The 26014-nt window shown below is 60.1% G+C and carries 22 protein-coding genes; 12 read left to right on the top strand and 10 right to left on the bottom strand.

From position 1 onward, the window contains the following. Window positions 1-82: 82 nt before the first annotated feature. From HQ912_RS14605 to HQ912_RS14585, 5 genes are read right to left on the bottom strand one after another with little or no spacing between them, the layout of a single operon-like run. Window positions 83-460 carry a response regulator gene (locus tag HQ912_RS14605; protein WP_047229102.1) on the bottom strand — a complete coding sequence of 126 codons (378 nt, stop codon included), beginning with the start codon at window positions 458-460 and terminating at the stop codon, window positions 83-85. Next, the gene (locus tag HQ912_RS14600; RefSeq protein WP_047229103.1) at window positions 453-1733 is read right to left on the bottom strand and encodes a hybrid sensor histidine kinase/response regulator; all 1281 of its coding nucleotides are present in this window, start codon (window positions 1731-1733) and stop codon (window positions 453-455) included. The genes HQ912_RS14605 and HQ912_RS14600 overlap by 8 nt, the downstream gene beginning before the upstream one ends. A 5-nt stretch (window positions 1734-1738) precedes the next feature. Then, window positions 1739-2326: a chemotaxis protein CheB gene (locus tag HQ912_RS14595; RefSeq protein WP_047229104.1), complete on the bottom strand. Its 588-nt coding sequence runs from the start codon at window positions 2324-2326 to the stop codon at window positions 1739-1741. Next, on the bottom strand, window positions 2323-3138 hold the full coding sequence (locus tag HQ912_RS14590) for a CheR family methyltransferase (protein WP_047229105.1): 816 nt from the start codon (window positions 3136-3138) through the stop codon (window positions 2323-2325). Before HQ912_RS14590 ends, HQ912_RS14595 begins: the two co-directional genes overlap by 4 nt. Then, window positions 3138-6623 (bottom strand): response regulator, encoded by a 3486-nt coding sequence (locus HQ912_RS14585; RefSeq protein WP_173406942.1) that lies wholly within the window; start codon window positions 6621-6623, stop codon window positions 3138-3140. The genes HQ912_RS14590 and HQ912_RS14585 overlap by 1 nt, the downstream gene beginning before the upstream one ends. 247 nt (window positions 6624-6870) lie before the next feature. Here HQ912_RS14585 and HQ912_RS14580 point away from each other — a divergent pair, with 247 nt between their 5' ends. From HQ912_RS14580 to HQ912_RS14535, 10 genes are all read left to right on the top strand, one after another. After that, entirely contained in the window at window positions 6871-7242 is a 372-nt protein-coding gene (locus tag HQ912_RS14580; RefSeq protein WP_047229106.1) for a response regulator, read from the top strand. Window positions 7243-7322: 80 nt separating this feature from the next. Next, window positions 7323-8636, top strand: coding sequence for a glycosyltransferase (locus HQ912_RS14575; protein ID WP_173406941.1), 1314 nt, complete (start codon window positions 7323-7325; stop codon window positions 8634-8636). A 57-nt stretch (window positions 8637-8693) separates the two neighbouring features. After that, window positions 8694-9599, top strand: coding sequence for an AraC family transcriptional regulator (locus HQ912_RS14570; RefSeq protein WP_047229108.1), 906 nt, complete (start codon window positions 8694-8696; stop codon window positions 9597-9599). A 325-nt stretch (window positions 9600-9924) separates the two neighbouring features. Next, complete coding sequence (locus tag HQ912_RS14565) at window positions 9925-11235, top strand: ABC transporter substrate-binding protein (RefSeq protein WP_047229109.1); 1311 nt, start codon at window positions 9925-9927, stop codon at window positions 11233-11235. Window positions 11236-11375: 140 nt separating this feature from the next. Further along, window positions 11376-12308, top strand: coding sequence for a carbohydrate ABC transporter permease (locus HQ912_RS14560; protein ID WP_047229110.1), 933 nt, complete (start codon window positions 11376-11378; stop codon window positions 12306-12308). A gap of 10 nt (window positions 12309-12318) precedes the next feature. Further along, the gene (locus tag HQ912_RS14555) at window positions 12319-13149 is read left to right on the top strand and encodes a carbohydrate ABC transporter permease (protein WP_173406940.1); all 831 of its coding nucleotides are present in this window, start codon (window positions 12319-12321) and stop codon (window positions 13147-13149) included. Window positions 13150-13188: 39 nt separating this feature from the next. Beyond that, entirely contained in the window at window positions 13189-14292 is a 1104-nt protein-coding gene (locus tag HQ912_RS14550; RefSeq protein WP_173406939.1) for an ABC transporter ATP-binding protein, read from the top strand. 15 nt (window positions 14293-14307) lie between these two features. Beyond that, window positions 14308-15789 carry a mannitol dehydrogenase family protein gene (locus tag HQ912_RS14545; protein ID WP_173406938.1) on the top strand — a complete coding sequence of 494 codons (1482 nt, stop codon included), beginning with the start codon at window positions 14308-14310 and terminating at the stop codon, window positions 15787-15789. A gap of 206 nt (window positions 15790-15995) precedes the next feature. Continuing rightward, window positions 15996-17483, top strand: a complete 1488-nt coding sequence (gene xylB, locus HQ912_RS14540; protein ID WP_160892365.1) for a xylulokinase — start codon at window positions 15996-15998, stop codon at window positions 17481-17483. A gap of 12 nt (window positions 17484-17495) precedes the next feature. Beyond that, window positions 17496-18434, top strand: coding sequence for a carbohydrate kinase family protein (locus tag HQ912_RS14535; protein WP_047229115.1), 939 nt, complete (start codon window positions 17496-17498; stop codon window positions 18432-18434). Between the two features lie 79 nt (window positions 18435-18513). On the opposite strand, the gene HQ912_RS14530 is transcribed toward HQ912_RS14535, so the two are convergent. The 4 genes from HQ912_RS14530 to HQ912_RS14515 form a co-directional block, all read right to left on the bottom strand. Then, window positions 18514-18792 carry a DUF1652 domain-containing protein gene (locus HQ912_RS14530; RefSeq protein ID WP_047229116.1) on the bottom strand — a complete coding sequence of 93 codons (279 nt, stop codon included), beginning with the start codon at window positions 18790-18792 and terminating at the stop codon, window positions 18514-18516. A gap of 381 nt (window positions 18793-19173) precedes the next feature. Then, window positions 19174-20181, bottom strand: a complete 1008-nt coding sequence (ilvA, locus tag HQ912_RS14525; protein ID WP_080962918.1) for a threonine ammonia-lyase, biosynthetic — start codon at window positions 20179-20181, stop codon at window positions 19174-19176. A gap of 198 nt (window positions 20182-20379) precedes the next feature. Next, the gene (locus HQ912_RS14520) at window positions 20380-21528 is read right to left on the bottom strand and encodes a PQQ-dependent sugar dehydrogenase (protein WP_047229117.1); all 1149 of its coding nucleotides are present in this window, start codon (window positions 21526-21528) and stop codon (window positions 20380-20382) included. A gap of 47 nt (window positions 21529-21575) precedes the next feature. Then, window positions 21576-21917, bottom strand: a complete 342-nt coding sequence (locus tag HQ912_RS14515; RefSeq protein WP_047229118.1) for a hypothetical protein — start codon at window positions 21915-21917, stop codon at window positions 21576-21578. Window positions 21918-22115: 198 nt separating this feature from the next. On the opposite strand from HQ912_RS14515, the gene HQ912_RS14510 reads away from it, so the two are divergent. Together HQ912_RS14510 and ligD are read left to right on the top strand one after the other, a co-directional pair. Beyond that, window positions 22116-23006 carry a Ku protein gene (locus tag HQ912_RS14510; RefSeq protein ID WP_076384587.1) on the top strand — a complete coding sequence of 297 codons (891 nt, stop codon included), beginning with the start codon at window positions 22116-22118 and terminating at the stop codon, window positions 23004-23006. A gap of 33 nt (window positions 23007-23039) precedes the next feature. Further along, the gene (gene ligD / locus HQ912_RS14505; RefSeq protein ID WP_173406937.1) at window positions 23040-25025 is read left to right on the top strand and encodes a DNA ligase D; all 1986 of its coding nucleotides are present in this window, start codon (window positions 23040-23042) and stop codon (window positions 25023-25025) included. Between the two features lie 23 nt (window positions 25026-25048). On the opposite strand, the gene lpxO is transcribed toward ligD, so the two are convergent. After that, complete coding sequence (gene lpxO, locus HQ912_RS14500) at window positions 25049-25948, bottom strand: lipid A hydroxylase LpxO (protein WP_076386642.1); 900 nt, start codon at window positions 25946-25948, stop codon at window positions 25049-25051. Between the last annotated feature and the right edge of the window lie 66 nt (window positions 25949-26014).

Genomic DNA, 26014 nt, shown 5'->3' with positions numbered 1-26014 from the left:
GACCGTGCGCCCGTGATCAAGGATTTTGTGGCAGCAAAGCCTGCTCCCACAAAATCCCGCCCTGCACCCTGCTTTTACAGGCCTAGGACAACATCGTCCGCATCATGTCCTGCAACACATCCAGGTCGAACGGTTTGCCCAGGATCGGCGCCTTGCGGGTGATGGGGCTGTCGGTGTCGCGCACTTCCTGGGCATAACCGCTGATAAAGATGACTTTCAGGTCGGGTCGCAACCGGACCGCCGGTTCAGCGATCTGCACGCCGGTGATACCACCGGGCAGGCGGAAGTCGGTGATCATCATGTCCAGGTGGGGCTTGCTGGCGAGGATCTCGAACGCCTGCTCACCGTTTTCGGCCTGCAGCACTCGATACCCCTCGCCCGACAGGTAGGCCGACAATACCATCAGGATCGACGGGTCATCCTCGACGATCAGTACAACGTCTTGCGCATCTTCACTCATGAGAAGCCTTTGTTCGATCAATAGCTGCTGATACGACCGTAGGGTCACTCAGAGGTTGCGTCTGTTCGACGGTTTTGGCCAGGACCGTTTTCTGCAAAGGCAGGCAGACGCGAAACAACGCCCCTTCATTGAGGCGGCTATTGACCGTAATAGTACCGCCATGGGCGGTCACAATCTGCTCGGAGATGAATAACCCCAGGCCCAGGCCGGATGCGACGGCTTTGGACGACACCCGCTCGAACTGCTGGAAGATGCGCTGCTGGTTTTCCTCGCTGATGCCGATACCGTGATCCTGGACTTCGACGCAAGCATGGTCAGGCGTTTTGTAGACGCGCACCTCGATCGGGCTTTTCCCGCCGTAGCGCAAGGCGTTGGTCAGCAGGTTCGACACCACTTGTTCGATACGAAACTCATCCCATTGTCCCTCCACCGACGGCTCGGTCGAGCACGTCAATGTGCATTCGGCCGCCGCGATCTGCGGCTGGAAGTTGCGCAGCAGGTTTTCAACCAGTGTCGTCAGGTTGAAGCGGCTTGGTCGAATGGACAATTTGCCAGTACGAATCCGCGACACGTCGAGCATGTCCTCGATCAGCCGGATCAGGCTCTTGATCTGGCGCTCGTCGCGCTCGACCATCGCTTGCACCTTATCCAGGCTGAAGGCGGCGGCGTTGTCCCGGGCCAGGTGCATCTTGCGCAGTTGCGTCTCGAGAATCAGGCCGTTGAGAGGCGTACGGACCTCGTGGGCAACGATCGACATGAAGTCATCACGCATGCGAACCGCCTGTTCCAGCTCGCTGCGAGTAGCCTGCAACTGCTGCAACAAGGCCTCCTGCTCGCGGCGGCTCTCCTGCAATGCAATGACCTGCTCCTTCATCGCCTTTCTCTGGCGATACAGCTCGACGAACACATTGACCTTGCTTTTGACGGCGTGGTTGTCCAGCGGCTTGTGCAGGAAGTCCACCGCGCCACTTTCATAGCCGGTGAAGGCATAGTTGCGCTCACGGCCGGCGGCGCTGACAAAGATGATAGGAATGCTACGGGTCTTCTCCGTGCCGCGCATCAGCTCGGCCAGTTCAAAGCCGTTCATTCCCGGCATCTGTACATCGATGATGGCCAGGGCAAAGTCGTGTTGCAGCAGCAAGGACAGCGCCTCATCGGCCGACAGCGCTTTGAAAACCTGGCGGCCGTCGAGTTTGATCAGCGCTTCCAGGGCCAACAGATTTTCTGGCAGATCGTCGACGATCAGCAGTTTGGCTTGAATATCTCTTGGCATGTGGTTCATTCCAGAGCGGCCAACAATTGGCCGATGCCTTGCAAAGTGAGGATATGGTCGGGCTCTTGCAGGGCAAGTGCTGCTTCGGGCATGGTCGAAACCTGCGCTTCGCCGGGGTCCTGGACCACCGTGATTCCACCCAGCTCCCGGACCTTGGCCAGGCCCTGGGCACCGTCGTTGTTGGCGCCGGTCAGCACTACCGCCAGCAGGTTCGGACCGAAGGCGTCGGCGGCGGATTCGAACAGCACATCTATCGACGGCCGCGAATGGTGCACCGGTTCCTCCAGGCTTAACGAAAGACTGCGGTCGGCCTCGACCGACAGGTGATAGCCGGGTGTGGCTACATACAAAGTGCCCGGTTGAATGTTCTGCTTGTCCTGAGCTTCCTGCACCGGTATCGCCAGACGATGGCCGAAGACCTGGGCCATCTGGCTGTCACGCTCATCGGGCAGATGCAACACGACCAGAATGGGTACGCCGAAGCCCTTTGGCAGTTGCCCGAAGACTTTGAGCAGCGCTTCGACGCCGCCGGCGGATGCACCGACGACAATGGCTTGAATGGGCGATCTGGATCTGTGCATCGTCTGATTCATAACTTGCGATAGATCCGTTCCTGTTTGACCAACGGCTCGAATTGCTTGCCGAAAGACGAAAAATCCAGTGTCTCTTTACTGCCCAGTACCAGGAAACCACGGTGACAGAGGGACTCATGGAACAATCCGAACGCGCGATCTTGCAGCTTTTTGTTAAAATATATCAAGACGTTACGACATGAAATTAACTGAGTTTCTGAGAATACGCTATCAGTCGCCAGGCTGTGATCGGCAAAGGTCACGTTCTCGCGCAGGGTTTTGTCGAACATCGCGTAATCGTAGGCGGCGGTGTAGTAATCGGCAAATGATCGCCGCCCTCCCGCGCGCTGATAATTCTGGGTGTAGGCCCGTACGTTCTCGAGCGAAAAAATGCCCTGCTTGGCTTTTTCCAGGGACCGCGGATTGATGTCGGTGGCATAAATCAGCGTGCGGTCCAGCAGCCCTTCCTCGCGCAGCAGGATCGCCATGGAATAGACCTCCTCCCCGGTGCTGCAACCGGCGATCCAGATCTTGATCGAAGGATAGGTCTTGAGCAGCGGCACCACTTCTTCGCGGATCGCCAGGAAATGCGACGGGTCGCGAAACATCTCACTGACAGGGATCGTCAACAGTTGCAGCAGTTGCATGAACATGCCCGGGTCGTGCAACACGCGCTCCTGCAGTGCCGAGATGGTCTTGCACTCGAACTGGCTCAGCGCGTGCTGGACCCGGCGCTTGATGGAGGCGCCGGAATAGTCCCGAAAATCGTAGCTGTACTTGAGGTAGATCGCGTCGATCAACAAACGGATTTCAATGTCAGTGTTACGTTCCACTAAATTCTTTCCATATTCGGCAACCACACGCGAATCAGCGAGAACAGACGATCCAGATCGATCGGCTTGGCCAGGTAATCGTTGGAACCGGCCGCCAGGCAGCGCTCCTGATCATCCTTCATGGCCTTGGCCGTCACGGCAATGATGGGCAGCTTGCGCCAGCGCGGGTCCTTGCGGATCAGCGCGGTGGCCTCGAAACCGTCCATCTCCGGCATCATCACATCCATCAGCACCAGGTCGATGTCGTCGACTTCGTTCAGACGCTCGATCGCTTCATAGCCGTTACGGCCGATGACGACGATCGCCCCCTTGGCCTCCAGGGCACTGGTCAGGGCGAAAATGTTGCGCACATCATCGTCCACCAGCAGCACTTTACGGCCCTCGAAAACCTTGTCGCGGCTGCGGGCGGTCCTGAGCATCCGCTGCCGTTCATGGGACAACCGGGATTCGACTTTGTGCAGAAAAAGTGTCACTTCGTCCAGCAACCGCTCCGGCGAACGGGCGCCCTTGATGATGATCGAGCGTGAATACTTGCGCAGTTCGGCTTCTTCATCGCGGGTCAGGTTGCGTCCGGTGTAGACGATCACGGGCGGGAATGAGCAGATATCTTCGGTGGACATACGCTTGAGCAGGTCATTGCCCAGCATGTCAGGCAGCTTCAGGTCGATGATCATGCAGTCGTAGACGTTGCTTCGCAGCAGGTCCAGGGCTTGCTGCGCCAGGCCGACAGCGGTGATCTCGATGTCATCGTCACCGATCAGCCGGGTGATGCTGTCGCGTTGCAAATCATCGTCCTCCACCAGCAGCACCCGCTTGACCTTCTGGGTCAGCTTGGCTTCCAGGCGGGCGAATACCTCCTTGAGTTCTTCGCGAGAAGTCGGTTTGACCGCATAGCCGACGGCGCCCATGTGCATCGCGGCTTCTACGCGATCCTCGACGGAAATCACATGTACCGGGATGTGCCGGGTTCCAGGTTGCTCCTTGAGCCGCTGCAATACCGTCAGCCCGGAGTGATCCGGCAGGCGCATGTCCAGCAGGATTGCATCGGGGCTCAATTGCGAAGCCAGGTCGAAGCCTTCATCGGCACCTTGGGCCACCAGGCATTGGTAACCGAGTTCGTGGGCCAGGTCGAACAGGATCCGGGCAAAGCTGGGCTCGTCTTCGATCACCAGAATGCAGCGGGTGTTGAACGGTGCCTTGTCGCGGTCATCGGCGAAGGGGGCGACGGGCACATCGACCTGGGCGATCAGCGGTGCGCTGACGGGTTCAGGGGGCGCGGGTGGCGCCATTGTGGTGGTCGCAGTGAACATCCCCGGTTCTACCAGCGGCTCACCCGACTCGACATAGCGTTCTGGCAATACCAGCGTAAACACACTGCCCTGCCCCGGTTCGCTGGAGACAGAAATCGAGCCGCCGAGCAAGGTGGCCAGGTCACGGGAAATCGACAGGCCCAAACCGGTCCCGCCGTACCGGCGATTCGTAGTGCCATCGGCCTGGCGGAAGGCTTCAAAGATGCTTTGTTGCTGATCGGCGGCGATGCCGATTCCTGAGTCCCGCACCATGAACGCGATGCCCGCCCCGGCCTGACCGGCCACCGTCAGGCATACCGTGCCTTTCTCGGTGAACTTGATGGCGTTGGACAGCAGGTTCTTAAGTACCTGCTCCAGACGCTGGCGGTCGGTATACAGCATGGCCGGGGCGTCGGGCAGCAGTTGCACCTCGAAGCTCAGGCCTTTTTCCGTCGCCAGGGGCATGAACATGTCACGCAAGCCTTCCACCAGGCGCGTCACGCCGGTGTTCTCCGGACGCACTTCCAGTTTCCCGGCCTCGACCTTGGAAATGTCGAGAATGTCATTGATCAGGTTCAGCAGATCGTTACCGGCGGAATAGATCGACTCGGCAAATTTCACCTGTTCCTCGTTGAGGTTCTGCTGCGGATTCTCCGCCAGCAGTTTGGACAGGATCAGTGAGCTGTTGAGCGGTGTACGCAGTTCATGGGACATGTTCGCCAGGAACTCGGACTTGTATTTGCTCGAACGCTGCAACTCTTCGGCGCGTTCCTGCAACTGGATCTGCGCCAGGTTCAGCTCGCTGTTCTTCTGGTCCATGGCGTCGCGTTGTTCAGCCAGTTGCTCGTTGGTCTGCTCCAGTTCCTGTTGTTGGGCTTCCAGATGCGCCTGGGACTCCTTGAGGATGCGTGACTGCTCTTCCAGCTCTTCGTTGGCGGTCCGGAGTTCTTCCTGCTGAACTTGCAGCTCTTCGTTCAGTTGCTGGGTTTCGGCGAGGACTTCCTGCAAACGCTGCCGGTAACGGGCCGCTTCGATGGAGGTGCCAATATTGCCGGCCACCAGTTCCAGCAGTTCGATATCGCGATCGGTCACAGGTCGCAGGAAGCCCAGTTCGACAACGCCGTTGATCCGGTCATCGTCACTGGTGGGCATGACCAGTACGCTGTTGGGCAAACCCTGGCCCAACCCCGAACTGACTTTCAGGTAGTCGTCGGGCACGTCATCCAGGCGGATGAGTCGCGCCTGTTGGACCGCCTGGCCAGCGATGCCTTCGCCGACAACGATCACCTGTTGCTTTTGCTCTTCATCCTCTCGGGACATGCCGTAGGTGGCGACGCGCCTGAGCAGGCCGCTTTCTTCCCGCGCATACAGTGCGGCCACTACAGCGCCCATGTATTGGGCACAGAACTGCAGGATGTTGCGTCCCAGCAGGTTCAACGTCAGTTGCCCCAGAACCTGCTCGGCCAGTAGCGTCTGGCCATTGCGCAGCCAGGCCTGTTTTTCCAGATGCAAAGCACTCTGCTGCTGGACCTTCAGGCTGGCGCTGTAATTGTTGGACAGCCCCAACAGATCCCGGCGCCCGACATAGGCCAGCAAGCCGCTGACGGCGGCCACGAACAACAGGTACAGAGCGATGCTCCAGAGGGTGGTGGTGCGCACCTGGTCGTTGCGTTCGGCACGCAGCTGCTGCTCGGATTCGACGATATCCTCGTAGGTCTTGCGTATTTCATCGGTCAAGCGCTTGCCACGCCCGGCCTTCACCGCTCCCCGGTAATCGCCACTGCTGCGTTGCAGGTCGATCATGCTTTGCGCGTAGTTGGCCCACTCCACCTGGAGCGCTTGCACTTTATGCAGGCGGTCGGTCTGGATCGGGTTGTCGGCTGTCAATTCCAACAATGTCTCCAGGGCGACGGCAATGCGCGGTTTGGCCACTTCATAGGGGTCGAGGAAATGCTCGTCGCCCGTCAGGAGGTAGCCGCGCATGCCGGTTTCCAGATCCACGCTCAGCTTGAGCGCTTCATTGGCATTATTGATCACCCGATCGGTATGCCCGACCCATTGGATCACCGACAGCAGATAGGTGATCAGCACAATGAAAAACACCGCGCTGAGGGCGCCCATGCCCAGTGGCAGGCTGATATTGCGGCTCAGGAGCTTGCGAAAACTTTGCTCGTCAACCGAAGACGAAGGAGTCATGGAATAAGCCTTGGTGGACAGTTGAAAACCGTGGAGTTTGCCGAAAAATACCGGTTGGATCCACATTCTGACGGGGCAAAGGCGCAAACTCCACGAAAAGCCTGAGGAAGCGACGATCCTTGTCAGCTCTTGTACTATAGATCCTTTCTTGTACAACCCAGGGAACTTGTGCCCCCTCGCTACTTACTCATGCATAAGGCCGTTTTTTGGCACACCTCCCCAACCCAATCCCCTGAGAATGTCTACCATGCACAACCCCGCTCCTGATACCCAGCCGACCATTCTGGTAGTCGAAGACGACGACATCGTACGTATGTTGATTGTCGACGTGCTGGAAGAGCTGGAATACCAGGTACTGGAAGCGGACGGCTGCGAACAGGCCTTGGCGTATCTGCGTAACGATGCGCAGCCCATCGCCCTGATGATGACCGATGTCGGCCTGCCGGTGATGGACGGTCGCGAGCTGGCCAAGCAGGCCCGATCGGCTCGGCCTCAGTTACCCATTCTGTTTGCCAGCGGTTACGCCGAAAGCATCGATGTGCCTGAAGGCATGGCGGTGATTGGCAAGCCTTTTTCCATCGATCAGTTGCGCGACAAGGTCAACGGCATTCTTTCTTGAGCCTGACGCAATTGTTGGTCACTATCGGCGCCCCGCGCTGATAGCGCCCACGTCGATTCGTTCCAAGGAAGCACCCGCTCATGCGTCAACCCACCGCCACCAAGGTCCTGGTTATCGGCTATGTCTGGCCCGAGCCGCGTTCATCGGCTGCCAGCGGGCACGTCATGCAGATCCTCGAAGCCTTCCTTGGGCAAGGCTGGGACATCACCTTCAGCAGTCCCGCGGGCCCTGGCGAGAACCGTGCCGACCTGATCGCGCTGGGGATCGGCGAAGTGCCGATCGAGCTCAACAGCAGCAGTTTCGATACATTCATCGCTGAACTGGCCCCGGATATCGTGTTGTTCGACCAGTTCATGATGGAAGAACAGTTCGGCTGGCGGGTCGAGAAACACTGCCCCGGCGCCCTTCGGGTGCTGGAGACGTCCGACTTGCAAAGCCTGCGCCACGCCCGGCATCAGCGGCTCAAGGATCGGTTGAAGAAGGATGACGTTTCCCAGGATTTCAGCGATCTGTTTGCGCAGGACCTGCCTCAAGCGTTCGAGTTGATGGCCGGCACCGACCTGGCCAAGCGGGAAATCGCCGCCCTGTACCGGTGCGACCTGAGCCTGATGGTGTCCGAAGTCGAGATCGAGTTGCTGGTAGAGCACTTCAAACTGCCCCGCAACCTCTTGCATTGGTGCCCACTGATGCTGGACCTGCCGCGCGAAGCACGCGTGCCGTTCGAAGACCGGGCGCATTTCCTCAGCATCGGCAATTTCCGCCACGCGCCGAACTGGGACGCCGTGCTCTGGATGAAAAACGCCATCTGGCCATTGATCCGCCAACAACTGCCTGATGCACAGCTGCACCTGTATGGCGCCTATACCCCGCCCAAGGCTGCGGCGCTGCACAACGCGGCCCAAGGGTTTCACATCATGAACTGGGCCGAAGACGCGCTACAGGTCATGTCGGCGGCGCGTGTCTGTCTGGCTCCGTTGCGTTTCGGTGCCGGCATCAAGGGCAAGCTGATCGATGCCATGCTGTGCGGCACACCCAATGTCACCACACCCATCGGCGCAGAAGCCATGCACGGTGAAATGCCCTGGCCCGGAGCGATTGCCCAAAGCGCCGAAGATATCGCCCACGCCGCTGTGCAGTTGTACCGCGAGCAGAGCCTTTGGAGCCGCGCCCGGGATAACGGCCTGGCGCTGCTGGCGGACCGTTACCGCCGACAGGTCCACGCCCAGGCGCTGATTGATTGCCTCGAAGCCTGTCGCGCCGACCTTGAGCAACGGCGCCGGGATAACTTCACCGGCAGCATGTTGCGTCATCACCAGCACAAGAGCACTCAATACATGTCCCAGTGGATTGAGGAGAAGAACCGCAACAGTCAGGCGGGAAGCGTTACGGGGTAGCACCCGTGCGGCGAAGGGGGCATTATCCAGCGGCAATAACAATAAAAGCGCCAGGCCATGACCCGAACTGCAAGAGTCACCGACCCTTCCTATGAGCTGATGGACGACCATAACGGGCTGTCCATCATCTATCGCCAGCACGGTTTCCCGTGCCCGCTGGTGCGCTGGCATTTCCATAAGGAATACGAGTTGCACCTGATCGTCGCCAGTTCCGGCAAGGTATTCATCGGTGACTATATCGGCAACTTTTACCCGCAATCGCTGTTTCTCACCGGCCCCAACCTGCCCCACAACTGGATCAGCCAGGTCGCCGAGGACGAAGTGGTGCCCAAGCGTGACATGCTGGTGAATTTTACCGACGAGCTGTTCGAGAGCGGCCATCAGGTGTTTGCCGAGCTCAAGACCGTCGCGCCGTTGCTGGAGCGCGCCCAGTACGGCATCGAATTTCGCTGCAAGCGCACTATCCGCCAGGCCATGATCCTGATGCAGCGCATCGCCGATTCCCAAGGCATGAGCCGCCTGGGGCATTTTTTCATCCTGATGGAGCTGCTGGCCGCAACCGATGACTATCAGTTGCTTTCCGGGGCCACTGCGGCGCAACCGGCGGACGAGCACAGCGTTGACCGTACCAACCGCGCGGTGGATTACATCTTTGCCCATTACGCACGGGAACTGTCCCTGGAAGAAGTGGCCGACCATCTGGGCATGAAACCGACGTACTTCAGCCGCGTCTTCAAACAAGCCACCGGCCGCTGTTTCATCGAGTTCGTCAATCGCCTGCGTATCAGCAAGTCCTGCGAGTTGTTGGCCGACGGCGACAAACCGGTGACGGACGTGTGTTTTGAATCGGGCTTCAACAACATATCCAACTTCAACCGGCGCTTTCAGCAGCTCAAGGGCATGACCCCTTCCCATTACCGGCGGCTGGCGGTGCAGCGGTTGACCGAACAGAACCAGGGCTGACAATCCCGGATTATCCCTGTGGCGGGATTATGTGGGAGCAAAGCTTGCTCGCGATGCAGGCGCCTCGGTTCTCCGGAAGACCGCGTCATCCTCATCGCGGGCAAGCCTTGCTCCCACACAGCGGGGATAAATCCCCTCGCCACAGCTAACCCCTTCTGAGACCAAATCCCATCCAGTGCAAAAAAGTATCAGCGCAAGTGCGACGGATGATTTGTCTCGCCGGCGATTGAGGGCTGTAATCAGCGCACATTCTTCCCTTCATCCGGAAGACACAAAAACAATAACTGTCCTTCCGCAGCCCTTGGGCGCGGAAAAGGAGTGCGCGATGAAACCTTCGGTAAAAGCTCTGCTTGTCTCCACCTGCATGACCCTCAGCAGCGTCAGTTTCGGCGCACAGACCCTCACCATTGCCACCGTCAACAACAGCGACATGATCCGCATGCAAAAGCTCTCGAAGACCTTCGAGGCTGAGCACCCGGACATCAAGCTCAATTGGGTGGTGCTCGAAGAAAACGTCCTGCGCCAGCGCTTGACCACCGACATCGCCACCCAGGGCGGGCAGTTCGACGTGCTGACCATCGGCATGTACGAAGCCGCACTCTGGGGGGCCAAGGGTTGGCTGGAGCCGATGAAGGATTTGCCGGCCAGTTATGCCCTGGATGATATTTTTCCGTCCGTGCGTGAAGGCCTATCGGTCAAGGGCACGCTCTACGCCCTGCCGTTCTATGCCGAAAGCTCGATCACCTACTACCGCACCGACCTGTTCAAGGACGCCGGGCTGACCATGCCCGAACACCCGACCTGGACCCAGATCGGTGAGTTCGCGGAAAAACTCACTGACAAGACCAAGGAGCAATATGGCCTGTGTCTGCGAGGCAAGGCTGGTTGGGGCGAAAACATGGCGCTGATCACGACCCTGGCCAACGGTTTTGGCGCGCGCTGGTTCGATGAGAAGTGGCAGCCGCAGTTCAATGGCCCCGAGTGGAAGAATGCCCTGAACTTCTACGTCGACAACATGAAGAAATCCGGCCCGCCGGGCGCTTCCAGCAACGGTTTCAACGAGAACCTGGCGCTGTTCAACAGCGGCAAATGTGCAATCTGGGTCGATGCCAGCGTCGCCGGTTCGTTCGTCACCGATAAGACCCAAAGCAAGGTGGCCGATCACGTCGGATTCACCTTCGCCCCCCATGAAACGACTGACAAAGGCACCTCGTGGATGTACTCCTGGTCGCTGGCCATCCCCGCCAGTTCCAAAGCCAAGGAAGCGGCCAAGGTCTTTACCATGTGGGCGACGTCCAAGGAATACAGCCAATTGGTCGCCAAGACCGATGGCGTTGCCAACGTACCGCCAGGCACACGTACCTCGACCTATAGCGACGACTACATGAAGGCCGCGCCGTTTGCCAAGGTGACCCTGGAGTCGTTGAAAGTCGCTGACCCGAAAGCCCCCACTCTCAAGCCTGTGCCCTATATCGGTATCCAGTTGGTGACCATTCCTGAGTTCCAGGCCATCGGCACCCAGGTCGGCAAGTTCTTTTCGGGCGCGTTGACCGGCCAGCAGACCGTGGACCAGGCGTTGACCGCAGCGCAGTCCACCACGGAACGCGAGATGAAACGCGCAGGTTATCCCAAGTAACCCCGACGTCAATGTGGGAGCGAGCCTGCTCGCGATAAGGCCGGCACATTCAACATCTATGTTGCCTGACCCTGCGCTATCGCGAGCAGGCTCGCTCCCACAATGGATTTTTGTAGGCCCGCACAAATCGGTTCAATGCCATGAATAGTTCAACGACAACCGCCAAAGCACACAGCGAGATTGCCCCACCGGTTCGCAAAAGCCGCTTGGCCAATCCAGGCTGGTTTCTGGTCAGCCCCTCGGTGGGGTTGCTGCTGCTGTGGATGATCGTGCCACTGGGCATGACCGTCTACTTCTCGCTGATCCGCTACAACCTGCTTTACCCCGGCGAGAACGAATTTGTCGGGCTGGAGAATTTCACTTACTTCCTGACCGATTCGGGCTTCGTCCCCGGGGCGACCAACACTCTGCTGCTGGTGGGCAGCGTGTTGCTGATCAGCATCGTGTTCGGGGTGTTGATCAGTGCGCTGCTGGAGGCCAGCGAGTTTTTCGGCCGGGGCATCGTGCGGGTATTGCTGATTTCACCGTTCTTCATCATGCCCACGGTGGGCGCGCTGATCTGGAAGAACCTGATTTTCCACCCGGTCTCGGGAATTCTCGCCTCGGTGTGGAAACTGTTCGGCGCGCAGCCGGTGGACTGGCTGGCCCATTACCCGCTGCTGTCGATCATCATCATTGTGTCCTGGCAATGGTTGCCCTTCGCGATCCTGATCCTGATGACGGCCATGCAGTCCCTCGATCAGGAACAGAAAGAAGCCGCCCGCCTGGATGGCGCGGGGCCCATCGCGATTTTCTGGCATCTGACCCTGCCCCATCTGGCGCGCCCGATTGCGGTGGTGCTGATGATTGAAACCATTTTCCTGCTGTCGGTGTTCGCCGAGATTTTCACCACGACCAACGGCGGCCCCGGCTACGCCTCGACCAACCTCGCCTACCTGATCTACAACCAGGCGCTGGTGCAGTTCGACGTCGGCATGGCTTCGGCCGGCGGCTTGATTGCCGTGGTGATTGCCAATATCGCCGCCATCATCCTGGTCCGGATGATCGGCAAAAACCTCACCGACAAGAACTGAGGCCGCAGCCATGACACTTCAACAATCCCGTCGCCTGCAAAGCCTGCTGCTGGGGACGCTGGCCTGGGCCATCGCGATCCTGATCTTCTTCCCGATCTTCTGGATGGTGCTGACCAGCTTCAAGACCGAAATCGACGCGTTCGCCACGCCGCCGCAGTTCATCTTCGCGCCGACGCTGGAGAACTACCTGCACATCAACGAGCGCAGCAACTACTTCAGCTTCGCCTGGAACTCGGTGGTGATTTCCTTCAGCGCCACCGCCCTTTGCCTGCTGATTGCGGTGCCGGCAGCCTACTCCATGGCGTTCTATGAAACCCAGCGCACCAAGGGCACGTTGCTGTGGATGCTCTCCACCAAAATGTTGCCACCGGTGGGCGTGCTGATGCCGATCTACCTGCTGGCCAAGAGCTTTGGCCTGCTGGACACGCGGACTGCGTTGATCATCATCTACACGCTGATCAACCTGCCGATCGTGGTCTGGATGATTTACACCTACTTCAAGGACATTCCCCGCGACATCCTTGAAGCCGCGCGTCTGGATGGCGCCACGCTGTGGCAGGAAATGGTTCGCGTCCTGTTGCCCATCGCCAAGGGTGGCCTGGCCTCCACCGTACTGCTGTCGCTGATCCTGTGCTGGAACGAGGCGTTCTGGTCGCTGAACCTCACCTCGTCCAAAGCCGCGCCGCTGACGGCCCTGATCGCGTCCTACTCCAGCCCCGAAGGCTTGTTCTGGGCCAAGTTGTCGGCCGTCTCGACCCTGGCCTGCGCACCGATCCTGATTTTCGGCTGGATCAGCCAGAAACAGCTGGTACGCGGTTTGTCCTTCGGCGCCGTGAAATAACGCGCCTTACACCATTATCAGAAGTGGAGGCCCATCATCATGGCCAACCTGAAAATCAAGAATCTGCAAAAAGGCTTCGAAGGTTTCTCCATCATCAAGGGCATAGACCTTGAGGTGAACGACCGTGAGTTCGTGGTCTTTGTCGGCCCGTCGGGTTGTGGCAAGTCCACGCTGCTGCGGTTGATCGCCGGCCTGGAAGAAGTCAGCGACGGCACCATCGAACTGGACGGCCGGGACATCACCGAAGTCAGTCCGGCCAAGCGCGACCTGGCGATGGTGTTCCAGACCTACGCGCTGTACCCGCACATGAGCGTGCGCAAGAACATGTCCTTCGCCCTGGACCTGGCCGGCGTGCCCAAGGCCGAGGTCGAGAAAAAGGTCAACGAAGCGGCGCGCATCCTCGAACTGGGGCCGATGCTTGAACGCAAGCCCAAGCAGTTGTCCGGCGGCCAGCGCCAGCGTGTGGCGATTGGCCGGGCCATCGTGCGCAACCCGAAAATCTTCCTGTTCGATGAACCCTTGTCCAACCTCGACGCCGCCCTGCGGGTGCAGATGCGCCTGGAACTGGCGCGACTGCACAAGGAACTGCAGGCAACGATGATCTACGTCACCCACGATCAGGTCGAAGCCATGACTCTGGCCGACAAGGTGGTGGTGCTCAACAGCGGGCGCGTCGAACAGATCGGCTCGCCGCTGGAGCTGTATCACCAGCCGGCCAACCTGTTTGTCGCCGGATTCCTCGGTACGCCAAAAATGGGCTTTCTCAAAGGCAAAGTCACACGGCTGGATAACCAGGGTTGTGAGGTCCTGCTGGACGCCGGCACCCGGATCAGCCTGCCCATGAGTGGGGCCAGCCTGAGCGTCGGCGGCGCGGTGACCCTGGGGATTCGCCCGGAGCATTTGAACCTGGCACAACCGGGCGATTGCACGCTGCAAGTCACCGCCGATGTCAGCGAACGTCTGGGCAGCGACACCTTCTGTCACGTCGTCACCGCCTCCGGTGAAGCCTTGACCATGCGGGTGCGCGGCGACCTGGCGAGCCGTTTCGGTGAGCAACTGAACCTGCACCTGGACGCTGAACACTGCCACTTATTCGATGCCGAGGGCGTGGCGGTCACCCGTGCGCTGCGCATCGCCGCCTGATTACCGAGATTTGTGATGAAACTCAATCGACAGAACCTGCACAACCTCAGCCCTGAGGTCGCCCTGCCCGCTTATTCCTTGAGCGAGATCAGCCAGGGCATCGCCCACATCGGCGTCGGCGGCTTCCACCGCGCGCACCAGGCTTACTACACCGATGCGCTGATGAACACCGGCACCGACCTGGACTGGGCCATCTGCGGCGTGGGCTTGCGGGCCGAAGATCGCCGCGTCCGGGATGACCTGGCCAGCCAGGACTACCTGTTTACCCTGTACGAGCTGGGGGACACCGACGACACCGAAATCCGGGTGATCGGAGCCATCAATGACATGCTGCTGGCCGAAGACGGCGCCCAGGCCCTGATCGACAAACTGGCCGACCCGCAAATCCGCATCGTCTCGCTGACCATTACCGAGGGCGGCTATTGCATCGACGACAGTAACGGCGAGTTCATGGCCCACCTGCCGCAGGTCCAGCACGATCTGGCCCATCCTGACGAGCCGAAAACCGTCTTCGGTTTCCTTTGCGCAGCCTTGGCCAAGCGCCGGGCCGCCGGCACCCCGGCGTTCACCCTGATGTCCTGCGATAACCTGCCGCACAACGGTGCCGTGACCCGCAAGGCGCTGCTGGCATTCGCCGCGTTGCGCGACGCCGAGCTGGGCCAATGGATCGATCGCCACGTGAGCTTCCCCAACGCCATGGTTGACCGCATCACGCCCATGACCAGCGTCGCCCACCGGCTGCAACTGCATGACGAGCATGGGGTCGACGATGCCTGGCCGGTGGTCTGCGAGCCTTTCGTGCAGTGGGTCCTGGAAGACAAATTCGTCAACGGTCGCCCGGCCTGGGAAAAGGTCGGCGTGCAGTTCACCGATGACGTCTCGCCCTATGAAGAAATGAAAATCAAATTGCTCAACGGCAGTCACCTGGCGCTGACCTACCTGGGTTTTCTCAAGGGTTATCGCTTCGTCCACGAAACCATGAACGACCCGCTGTTCGTGCGTTACATGCGTGCCTACATGGACCTGGACGTGACCCCGCAACTGGCACCCGTGCCAGGGATCGACCTGACCGACTACAAGAACACGCTGGTGGAGCGTTTTTCCAACCAGGCAATTGCCGACCAGTTGGAGCGGGTGTGTTCGGACGGCTCGTCGAAGTTTCCCAAATTCACCGTGCCGACGATCAACCGCTTGATTGCCGACGGCGGCCAAACCCGTCGCGCGGCGCTGGTGGTGGCGGCCTGGGCCGTGTACCTGAAGGGCGTGGATGAGAACGGCGTGACGTATTCGATCCCGGACCCGCGGGCGGCGTTCTGCCAGGCGCTGGTGGCCGACGATGCGTTGGTGACCCAGCGCCTGCTGGAGGTCGAAGAGATTTTCGGTACGGCCATTCCCCACTCGCCCGAGTTCGTGGCAGCCTTCGAGTGGTGCTGCAACAGCTTGCGCGAACACGGGGTCACGCGGACGCTTGAGCGAGTGTTGGCTGACGCGGACTAAACTGCGCACGCAATCCGCTTCTGTGGCGAGGGAGCTTGCTCCCGCTGGGCTGCGCAGCAGCCCCTTGGATCGGCCTGAGACACCCAGTTGTCAGGTTGATGGGGCCGCTTCGCGCCCCAGCGGGAGCAAGCTCCCTCGCCACGGGGGTTGTGTTTACCGGCCGATGACTTCTTGCAGATATCGATCTGACTCACCCAAGGATTTTTATGGCAAACCAACAACTGTTCCTGGGCATCGACTGCGGCACCCAAGGCACCAAGGCACTGATCCTGGATACGCTCAGCGGCCAGGTGCTCGGCCAGGGTGCCGCTGCCCACAGCATGATCAGCGGGGCCAACGGTCGCCGTGAACAAGACACCCAGCAATGGCTCGATGCGTTCACCCAGGCGACTCACCAAGCCCTGGCCGCCGCCGGGGTCGATGGCCAGGCGATCCTCGGCATCGGCGTGTCCGGCCAGCAACACGGCTTGGTGCTGCTTGACGACCAGGGCCAGGTCTTGCGCCCGGCCAAGCTGTGGTGCGACACCGAGACGACGCCGGAAAACGATCGGCTTTTGGCCTACCTGGGGGGTGAAGACGGCAGTCTCACACGCCTCGGCGTGGTGATCGCGCCGGGCTACACGGTTTCCAAACTGCTCTGGACGCGGGAGCAGCATCCCCAGGTTTTCGAACGCATCGCCAGCATCCTGCTGCCCCACGACTTTCTCAATCACTGGCTCACCGGCCGCCATTGCAGCGAATACGGCGACGCCTCGGGCACCGGCTATTTCAACGTACGCACCCGTCAATGGGACGCGCGGTTGCTGGAGCACATCGATCCCAGCGGCCGGCTGCAATCGGCTTTACCGGAGCTGATCGAGGCCCATCAGCCGGTCGGGCGGATCCTGCCGGCCGTTGCCGCGCACCTGGGCATCAACCCTGACGCGCTGGTGGCCAGCGGGGGTGGCGACAACATGATGGGCGCTATCGGCACCGGCAACATCCAGCCCGGCGTGATCACCATGAGCCTGGGCTCCTCCGGCACGGTCTACGCCTATGCCGCCGAACCTGCGGTCAGTCCGCAGCCGTCGGTGGCAACCTTCTGCTCATCCAGCGGCGGCTGGCTGCCGCTGATCTGCACCATGAACCTGACCAACGCCACCGGGGCCATGCGCGAGCTGCTGGAGCTGGACATCGACGCCTTCAACGCCTTGGTGGCAAGGGCCCCGATAGGCGCCGAAGGCGTGTGCATGCTGCCGTTTCTCAACGGCGAGCGGGTTCCCGCCCTGCCCCATGCCACCGGCAGCCTTTTCGGTCTGACCACCACCAACCTGACCCGGGCCAATCTGTGCCGGGCGGTGGTCGAAGGCACCACCTTCGGTTTGCGCTATGGCCTGGACCTGCTGCGCGCCAACGGGCTCGAGGCCCAGAGCATCCGCTTGATCGGTGGGGGCTCGAAAAGCCCGGTTTGGCGGCAGATCGTCGCCGACATCATGGATACCACGGTCATTTGCACTGAACAGAGCGAAGCGGCCGCCCTGGGTGCGGCGATTCAGGCGGCGTGGTGCCATTCAGGCTCACAGCAAAGCCTGGCCGATCTGTGCGAGCGCTGTGTCAAGCTCGACCCAGCCAGCGAAACCCGGCCCATTACCGAGCAGGTCGCAGCATCGCAAAAAGCTTATGCCAACTATCAAGAACGTATCGCAACCCTTTGAGATAAAAGAACTATGTATTTGGTATGTGGTGAAGCACTGTTTGATTTTTTCAGCGAAAACGAGATGGGCGGTCCGGCGTCGCAGGTCAACTTCAAAGCCATCGCGGGCGGCTCGCCGTTCAACGTGGCAGTCGGGTTGCGACGCCTGGGCGTGGAATCGGCACTGTTTGGCGGGCTGTCCACGGACTACCTGGGCCGACGCTTGCATCAGGTCCTGGCTGCCGAAGGTGTCAGCACCGAGTACGCACTGGACTTCGACGCGCCTACGACCCTGGCAATGGTGGCGGTCGGTGCCAACGGTTCGCCCCACTATAGCTTTCGCGGTGAAGGATGCGCGGACCGGCAACTAGGCCTGGACCACCTACCGGTGCTCGGTGAGCACGTACGGGGGCTGCATGTCGGCTCCTTCTCTCTTGTGGTGCAGCCGATTGCCGACACCCTACTGGCCTTGGTGCGACGCGAGAGCGGTAAACGCCTGGTCAGCCTGGATCCGAACGTGCGACTCAACCCGCAACCGGACATCGAACTGTGGCGCTCGCGAATCGCAACGCTGGTCGAATATGCCGATTTGATCAAAGTCAGCGACGAAGACCTGAGTCTTCTTTATCCCGACCAACCGCCACAGACCATCATCGAGCGTTGGATGGAGCACCGTTGCCAATTGGTGTTCCTTACCCGTGGCAGTCAAGGCGCGACGGTATTCAGCCGCCAGCACGGTTCCTGGTCAATGCCGGCATGTTCGGTGCAGATCGCCGATACCGTGGGCGCAGGAGACACTTTCCAGGCGGCGTTGATTACCTGGCTGACCGAGCACCAACTGGATTCGGTGGAAGGCCTGCATACCCTGACCCGTGAGCAGGTGAGCGAGATGCTCGCTTTTGCCATGCGCGCAGCTGCGCTGACATGCGGCCGGACCGGACCGGATCTGCCTTACCGGCAACAATTGGATTGAGCTGTTTGGGAAAAAGCACGGCACCGGGTTCGGACAATGACCGAACCCGGAGGTGATTCCTGGGAAGACAAGGCCGTGATCAGCGCCCGGTCATGCGGTGTTGCTGATGGAAGTGATTACCGGTGTGGTGATTTTGGTCGAGTTCGGAGCGCAACTCGGCGATCAGGTCGTTGATTGCCCGGCAGCCATTGAGTTTATTGGCATCGATATCGGTTTTGATCAATGCCACACGATCGGTTTCATGATCGTCATAGATCTTGATTGTCATCGACAAATCAGGTGACAACGTGCATTGCGAGCGCTTGGGCAGCAAGCTGCTTTCAATGATGTTTCGCATTTCGAGGGCAGATAAAAACATGGCGACTCTCTCCTGTTGAGGCGGCCAATTTATGTTCACGACGGCGGTATTTTCGTCCGTTCTTCCCTGCGGACTGGGACTACGAATGCCGTGCCGTTCGTTCGTTCTTGGCGTTTTCTAATTAATGAGCCCGTGCAGCGACTCCCTAATCATCCCGCAAAAAATATGCCTGCTTTAAAGAAAATCCCGATTGATCCAAATCAACTACTTAGCGTCCAGGACTGTGAGAGCGCGCGTGCAAATTGCAAGGAAGCGGGATTTTCCTCATGCAAACTGCAATCGCCAGTGATCCTGTCGCAAGCTAGATTAGACCCTATTGCGCAGGGGTGAGTGGGCACCCGTCGGCTGCTTCGAAAAAAGTGTGACGTCGCGTAAAAAACGTCAAATGACTTCGGCGCCAGCCCGCTCTGCCACATGGCGCAGGCTATCGAAGTTGATATTCGCGCCGGAATCGATTGCCACCAGTGTTTGGCCTCGCGCGCCGGTTTGGGCGACGTACTGCTTGATGCCGGCGACCGCCAAGGCGCCCGAGGGCTCGGTTATCGACCGGGTATCGTCATAGATGTCTCGGATGGCTGCGCACAATTGGTCGTCAGTGACGGTGATCACGTCATCAACGCAGAAACGGCAGATGTCGAAGCCGTAGGCCCCTATTTGCGCGACAGCCACACCATCGGCAAAGGTTCCCACGCTTGCCAGACTGACCCGTTCACCGACTGCCAGCGCCGCCTGGAGACAGGCGGAATGTTGTGACTCCACCCCGACGATGCGAACCTCCGGGCGCAGGTACTTGACGTAGGCCGCGACCCCGGCAATCAGCCCCCCGCCACCGACCGGGACAAAAATCGCGTCCAGGCTGCCTGGGTGCTGACGCAGGATTTCCATGGCGACGGTGCCCTGCCCGGCGATCACGTCCGGATCATCGAAGGGCGAAACGAACTCTCGTCCGGTCTGTCGGGCCAGCTCCAGTGCGTATTCCAAGGCAAAGGGAAAGCTCTCCCCGTGCAGCACTGCTTCGGCGCCCCGGTTGCGCACGCCCAGCACCTTGAGCTGCGGTGTGGTGAGTGGCATGACGATGCTGGCCGATATGCCCAGCTCCCGCGCGGCCAGCGCCACGCCCTGGGCATGATTGCCCGCCGAAGCGGTGATGACACCGCGAGCCCGTTGCTCGGCGGTCAGTTGCACCAGTTTGTTGTAGGCGCCACGGATCTTGAAAGAAAAAGTCGGCTGCAGGTCTTCACGCTTGAGCAGGATCCGGTTGCCCAAGGCTTCGGACAGTCCGGTGGCCGCTTGCAACGGCGTGCGCACGGCCAGTTCGTACACCGGCGCGGCCAGGATCTTCTTGACGTAATGTTCTAGCAGGGCTTGCTCGGGGCGGGTGGTAGGCATGGCGGTCTCCTGGTTTGGACAAAACTCCGGAGACAGAAAGAAAAAACCCGCCTCGGAGGCGGGTTGGGTGCAGTCGTCAGCTAGCCCGCCAAATAAGGAATGGCGGTAATAATGCTTGGCTGGCTACGCAATACGGTGCTGGTCATGCCTGGAAATTAGCCTGCCGCTGGCTGGCAAGTCAATGGGCACTGTTGCGAATCACTTGAGCCCGACTTTATAGAGCGTCCCATCGTCATCATCTGTCAGCACGTACAGGAAACCATCCGGCCCCTGGCGCACGTCGCGGATGCGCTCGCCAAGCTCACCCAGCAGGCGTTCTTCGTGCACGACCTTGTCACCCTCCAGTTCCAGGCGGATCAGATTCCGGGACACCAGCGCACCGATGAACACGCTGTGTTGCCAGGCCTTGAAGCGGTCACTGTCATAGAACGCCATGCCGCTCAGCCCGGGTGACACTTCCCATACATGAAAAGGGCCAAGCGTGCCTTCGGCGGTCTTGCCGCCGGCTTCCGGGATCGGCGCCCCAGAGTAGTTGATGCCGTGAGTCGCCAGCGGCCAGCCGTAATTCTTGCTGCGTTCGATGATATTCAGCTCATCGCCGCCCCTGGGACCGTGCTCGTTCTCCCACAACGTACCGTTCCAGGGATTGAGCGCCGCCCCTTGAGGGTTGCGAACGCCGTAGGACCAGATCTCGGGGCGTACGTTTGCCTGACCGACAAACGGGTTATCGTCCGGCACCTTGCCGTCGGGGTAGATGCGCACGATCTTGCCCTGGAGCTTGTCCAGGTCCTGGGCCGTGGGCCGCTCGTTGTTTTCCCCCAGGGTGATGAACAGATAACCGTCCCGGTCGAACACCAGGCGCGACCCAAAGTGGTTCCCGGTGGAAAGCTTGGGCTGCTGGCGGAAAATCACATTGAAGTTCTTCAGACTCTGCAGGTCTTCGGACAATTGCCCACGGCCCACGGCGGCGCCTGCCTTGCCGTCATCGCCGGCTTCGGCGTAAGACAGGTAGACCGTACGGTCCTGCTTGAAGTCCGGCGACAGCACGACGTCCAGCAAACCGCCCTGGCCTCTGGCCCAGACCTCAGGTACGCCGTTCAATGGTGCCGAGAGCTGGCCATCCGGGCTGACCCGACGCAGGTTGCCCGCTCGCTCTGTCACCAACATGCCCTGTTGGTCAGGCAGGAAAGCCACGGACCAGGGGTGTTCGAGCCCCTTGACCACGGTGGTCACCTCCACCGTGCCCTCCTCGCTCTTGAGCTGCCGGGTTTGCGCAGCAGACGCCGGCGTGGCGAGAGTCAGTACAGCGCTGGCGCAGAATGCGGCCAGGAGTGTTTTACGCAACATGCACACTTCCTTCTGTGGTGTGAATAAAGACTGCCAGGGCTCGGTACTCAGCGAATGTCGTTTGAGGTGTCCCTCGGCGGTGGATTGGGCTTGATGGTAGGCCGTGGCGAGCCGGCAGGCTGACCGGAACGGGGATACCCGTTGCCGATACCGCCATTTTCCAGCGTGGGTGGCCGGGGAACGGGAACGGTCGGGTTGTTATGGATCATCGGCACGTTGGGCCGGGTGCCCTGCATGCTGTTGGGATTGGCCCGGCGGATCGGGCTGTTATAGGGATTGTTGTTACCTGGCAGGTTCTGGGCCAGGACCATGGCCCCGCGGTCGGGCGTTGCCGAGTGGGCGGCGGTGGTCAGCAACAGCGTCATGAGAGTGAGTAGCAGCCTGTTCATCGGAGCACCTCTTGGATTCAGGCATATCGAAAGCACGCTACGCCGCCGGTTCGCCGTTGTTAAGGGAAATGTCCGTCCGAAGATGTAACCAAGCGTCTCGAAGGCAATGCGGGGCGGGTCAACCGGCGCTCCATGGAAACTTTTGCGAACGCCGCAAGGTCACCTGAATGACTCATTCATCGGCAAGGAAACCCCTCCATGGCACGGGCAATCTGGAAAGGCGCAATCAGCTTCGGACTGGTCCACATTCCTGTGGCGCTGGTGTCGGCCACGTCCTCCCAGGGAGTGGATTTCGACTGGCTGGACAAGCGCAGCATGGACCCGGTTGGCTATAAGCGAGTGAACAAGGTCACCGGCAAGGAAGTGACCAAGGAAAATATCGTCAAGGGTGTGCAATACCAGAAGGGTCAATACGTCCTGCTGAGCGAAGAGGAGATTCGCTCTGCCCACCCCAAGTCCACCCAGACCATCGATATTTTTTCTTTCGTCGACAGCGACAAAATTCCCCTGCAAAACATCGACACGCCCTACTTCCTGGCGCCAGACAAACGCGGCGGCAAGGTCTACGCCCTGCTGCGCGAAACCCTGATCAAGACCAACAAGGTGGCGCTGGCCCATGTCGTGCTGCATACCCGCCAGCATCTGGCAGCGCTGATGCCGCTGGAGTCTGCGCTGGTGCTGGTGATGCTGCGCTGGCCCGCCGAAGTGCGCGAACTCGACATCCTGGAACTGGGCGATGAAGTCATCAAGCCAACCCTGGCCAAGGGGGAGCTGGAAATGGCCAAGCGGCTGGTGCAGGACATGAGCGCCGATTGGGAACCGCAAGAGTACCGGGACAGCTTCGAAGACAAGATCATGGAACTGGTGGAGAAAAAGGCCAAAGAAGGCCGCCTGGAGGCGGTGGAAACCGATCCGGGTGAAGAGCAACGCAAGAGCGCCGATGTCATCGACCTTACCGAACTGCTCAAACGCAGCCTGGGCGGCAAGGGCAAGGCGCCAGAAAAGCCTGCCGGAAAAACCGCTGCAAAGCCCGCAAAGACCAGCAAGTCCGCTCCCGCGAAAAAAGCCACCAAGGCCTCCCGGGGCTAATCCCCGGGCGCCAGCAATACAAGGGAATCCGTCATGGCCAAGGCCGAGAGTGAATACGCCCGTTTGTCCGGTGCCGAGCCGGAGCACAAGCACAGCCGCAAGCGCACCCGGCAGAGCCAGACCGGTAGCAGTGCCCTTCCCGAGCGCTTGTTGCCGCAACGCGCCACCCCCGTTGAGCAGCCCCCGGCCGGTGAATGGCGTTATGAAGTCCAGTTCGATGGCTATCGCCTGATGGCCCGCATTGAAGCGGGTCAAGTGCGATTGCTCAGCCGCAATCAACAGGACTGGACCGACCGACTGCAATTGCACGCCGATGCGTTGTCTGAGCTGAATCTGGGTGACAGCTGGCTCGACGGCGGCCTCGTTTCGCTCGATAACGACGGCCACTCTGACTTTGTGGCCCTGCGACAGTCGTTCGAGATTGGCCGCACGGTAGACCTGGTGTACGTCCTGTTTGATGCGCCTTTTTTAAATGGCGTCGATCTGCGCCAGGCGCCGGTTGAAAAACGCCGGGCAGCCCTCAAGAAGGCGCTGAAGAACAATGCCAGCAAGCGCCTGCGCTTCTCCGAGTCGTTTTCCGCCAACCAGCACGACATTTTTGAAAGTGCCAACGCCCTCGCACTCGATGGCGTGATCGGCAAACGCCTGGGCAGCCCCTATGTGTCGCGCCGCAGCGCCGACTGGATCAAACTCAAGTGCCGTCTGCGCCAGCCGTTCGTGATCGTCGGCTTCACCCGCCCCAAAGGTCGGCGCAATGGTTTCGGTGCACTGTTGCTGGCGGTCAACGGGCCCGAGGGATTGATGTATGCCGGCCGTGTCGGCACAGGGTTCGCACAAGCCCGGCTCAAACAACTGCACGAGCAACTCTGTAGCCTGGAGCGGGACGATTCGCCACTGGTCGCACCGGTCAGCAGCGCGCAAAGCCGCGGCGTGCATTGGGTAGAGCCAACCGAGGTCTGTGAAGTCGAGTTCGCTGATTGGACCCGCGACGGCCTGGTGCGCCAGGCGGTGTTCCTGGATCTACAGAACGACATACCGGCAAGCAAGGTTGTGCGTCAGCAGCCAGTTCCGATAAAACCCCTGTCCGCCAAAACCACGCCTCGCGGCAAAGCCCGTAGCGTACAGGTCTCAGGGGTGGAGATTTCCCACCCTGAGCGCGTCATCGACAGTGTCAGCGGCGTGCAGAAAGTCGAACTGGCGCAGTACTACGAGGACATCGCTCCCTGGATTCTGCCGCACCTGAAGCAGCGCCCGGTTGCCCTGCTCAGGGCGCCAGAGGGAATCGGCGAAGAGCAGTTCTTTCAGAAACACGCCGATCGCCTGGACATTCCCCACATCAAACAGCTGGATCCGCGACTGGATCCCGGGCATGCCGCGCTGATGGAAATCGACAGTGTGCAGTCGCTGGTCAGCGCGGCCCAAATGGGCACGGTGGAGTTGCACACATGGGCCGCCACGCATGATCGGATCGAGACGCCGGACCTGTTCGTTCTTGATCTGGACCCCGACCCGTCGCTGCCCTGGAGCGCGATGATCGAGGCGACTCGCCTGACCCTCTCGGTGCTCGACGAACTGGGTTTGCAGGCCTTCCTCAAAACCAGCGGAGGCAAAGGCATGCATGTCATCGTGCCGCTGGCGCGCAGTGAAGGCTGGGACATTACCAAGGCTTTCGCCAAGGCCATCTCCCTGTTCATGACCCGGCAGATGCCGCAGCGGATCACCGCGACCATGGGGCCGAAGAATCGTGTCGGGAAGATATTTGTCGACTACCTGCGTAACGCCCGGGGCGCCAGCACCGTCAGCGCCTATTCCGTGCGCGCTCGGCCAGGTCTGCCGGTATCCGTGCCGATTGCCCGGGCCGAGCTTGACGGTCTGCGTAACGCCCAGCAGTGGGACATCTATACGGCCCTAGAACGGGCCAGAAACCTGGGCGCCGATCCTTGGGAGGGGTACAACCATCGCCAGCGAATCACGGCCAGGATGTGGGAGCAACTGGATGCGCAAAAACCTGGGGAATGACGCAGGTACGGAGAGTCACCCGCTCATATCCAGATGAAGACCGCCAGCAGACCGCCGAAGAACGCCCACTTCTGCAAGTAATACAGCTTGCGGTTGCGCTTCTTCAGAGCCTTGCCTTGCAGGCGAATCCTGTAAAGCCTGGAAAACGCCCGGTTCAGGCCGCCGGTTTTGTCTCCGGCGTCATTGGGCGCTCCGGCGGCCGCCATCACGGTGCGGCTGAACCAGCGGTTGAAGGCACTGGCCCAGCGAAATCTCATGGGGCGTTCCACGTCGCAAAAGAGAATGATGCGATTGTGAGGCGTGGTGTTCTGGGCGTAATGAATGAACGTCTCGTCGAATATCACCGCCTCGCCATCACGCCAGTGGTAATGCTCACCGTCGACATTGATGTAGCAGCCGGCATCGTTGGGCGTTTCCAGGCCCAGGTGATACCGATAGGACCCGGCATACGGGTCGCGATGACGAACCAGCTTGGAGCCCGGTGGCAGTTCGGCGAACATCGCCGCCTTGATTGAACCGATGCTCTGCACCAGTTCAGTGGTGCGCGGACACAGTTTCATCGCCGAGGGATGACTGTCGGCGTACCACTTCAGGTAGAAACGCTTCCAGCCGGTCTTGAAGAACGAATTGAAGCCCACATCGTCGTACTGGTTGGAACGCTTGATCTCCCCCGCTCGCAGCAAATTCAGGCCTTCGGCACGGATCTCCTGCCAATGGGCCTGCAACGGGCTCAGGTCGGGAAACTGCGCCGGGTTCAGGAAAGGCTTGTTGGGCAGTTTCGAGCACAGGTAAAGCAGGCAGTTGATCGGCGCGAGGAAGGACGAATGGTCGCTCAACTGGCGTCCGAGCTTGTGCCGAACGCGCCCGCGCAGGTGCACATAACCGATAGAGAGAAGATAGATCGCGGCAATGATGAGTTTCACAGTATCCGCACACATCAAAAGTGGACAGGCTGCCACTTCCCGCACAGCCGAACAGCGTGGGGAATG

The sequence above is a fragment of the Pseudomonas sp. MPDS genome (genome assembly GCF_013283895.1).
Taxonomy (GTDB): Bacteria; Pseudomonadota; Gammaproteobacteria; order Pseudomonadales; family Pseudomonadaceae; genus Aquipseudomonas; species Aquipseudomonas rhizophila.
This window is presented reverse-complemented; position numbering and strand designations above follow the sequence as displayed.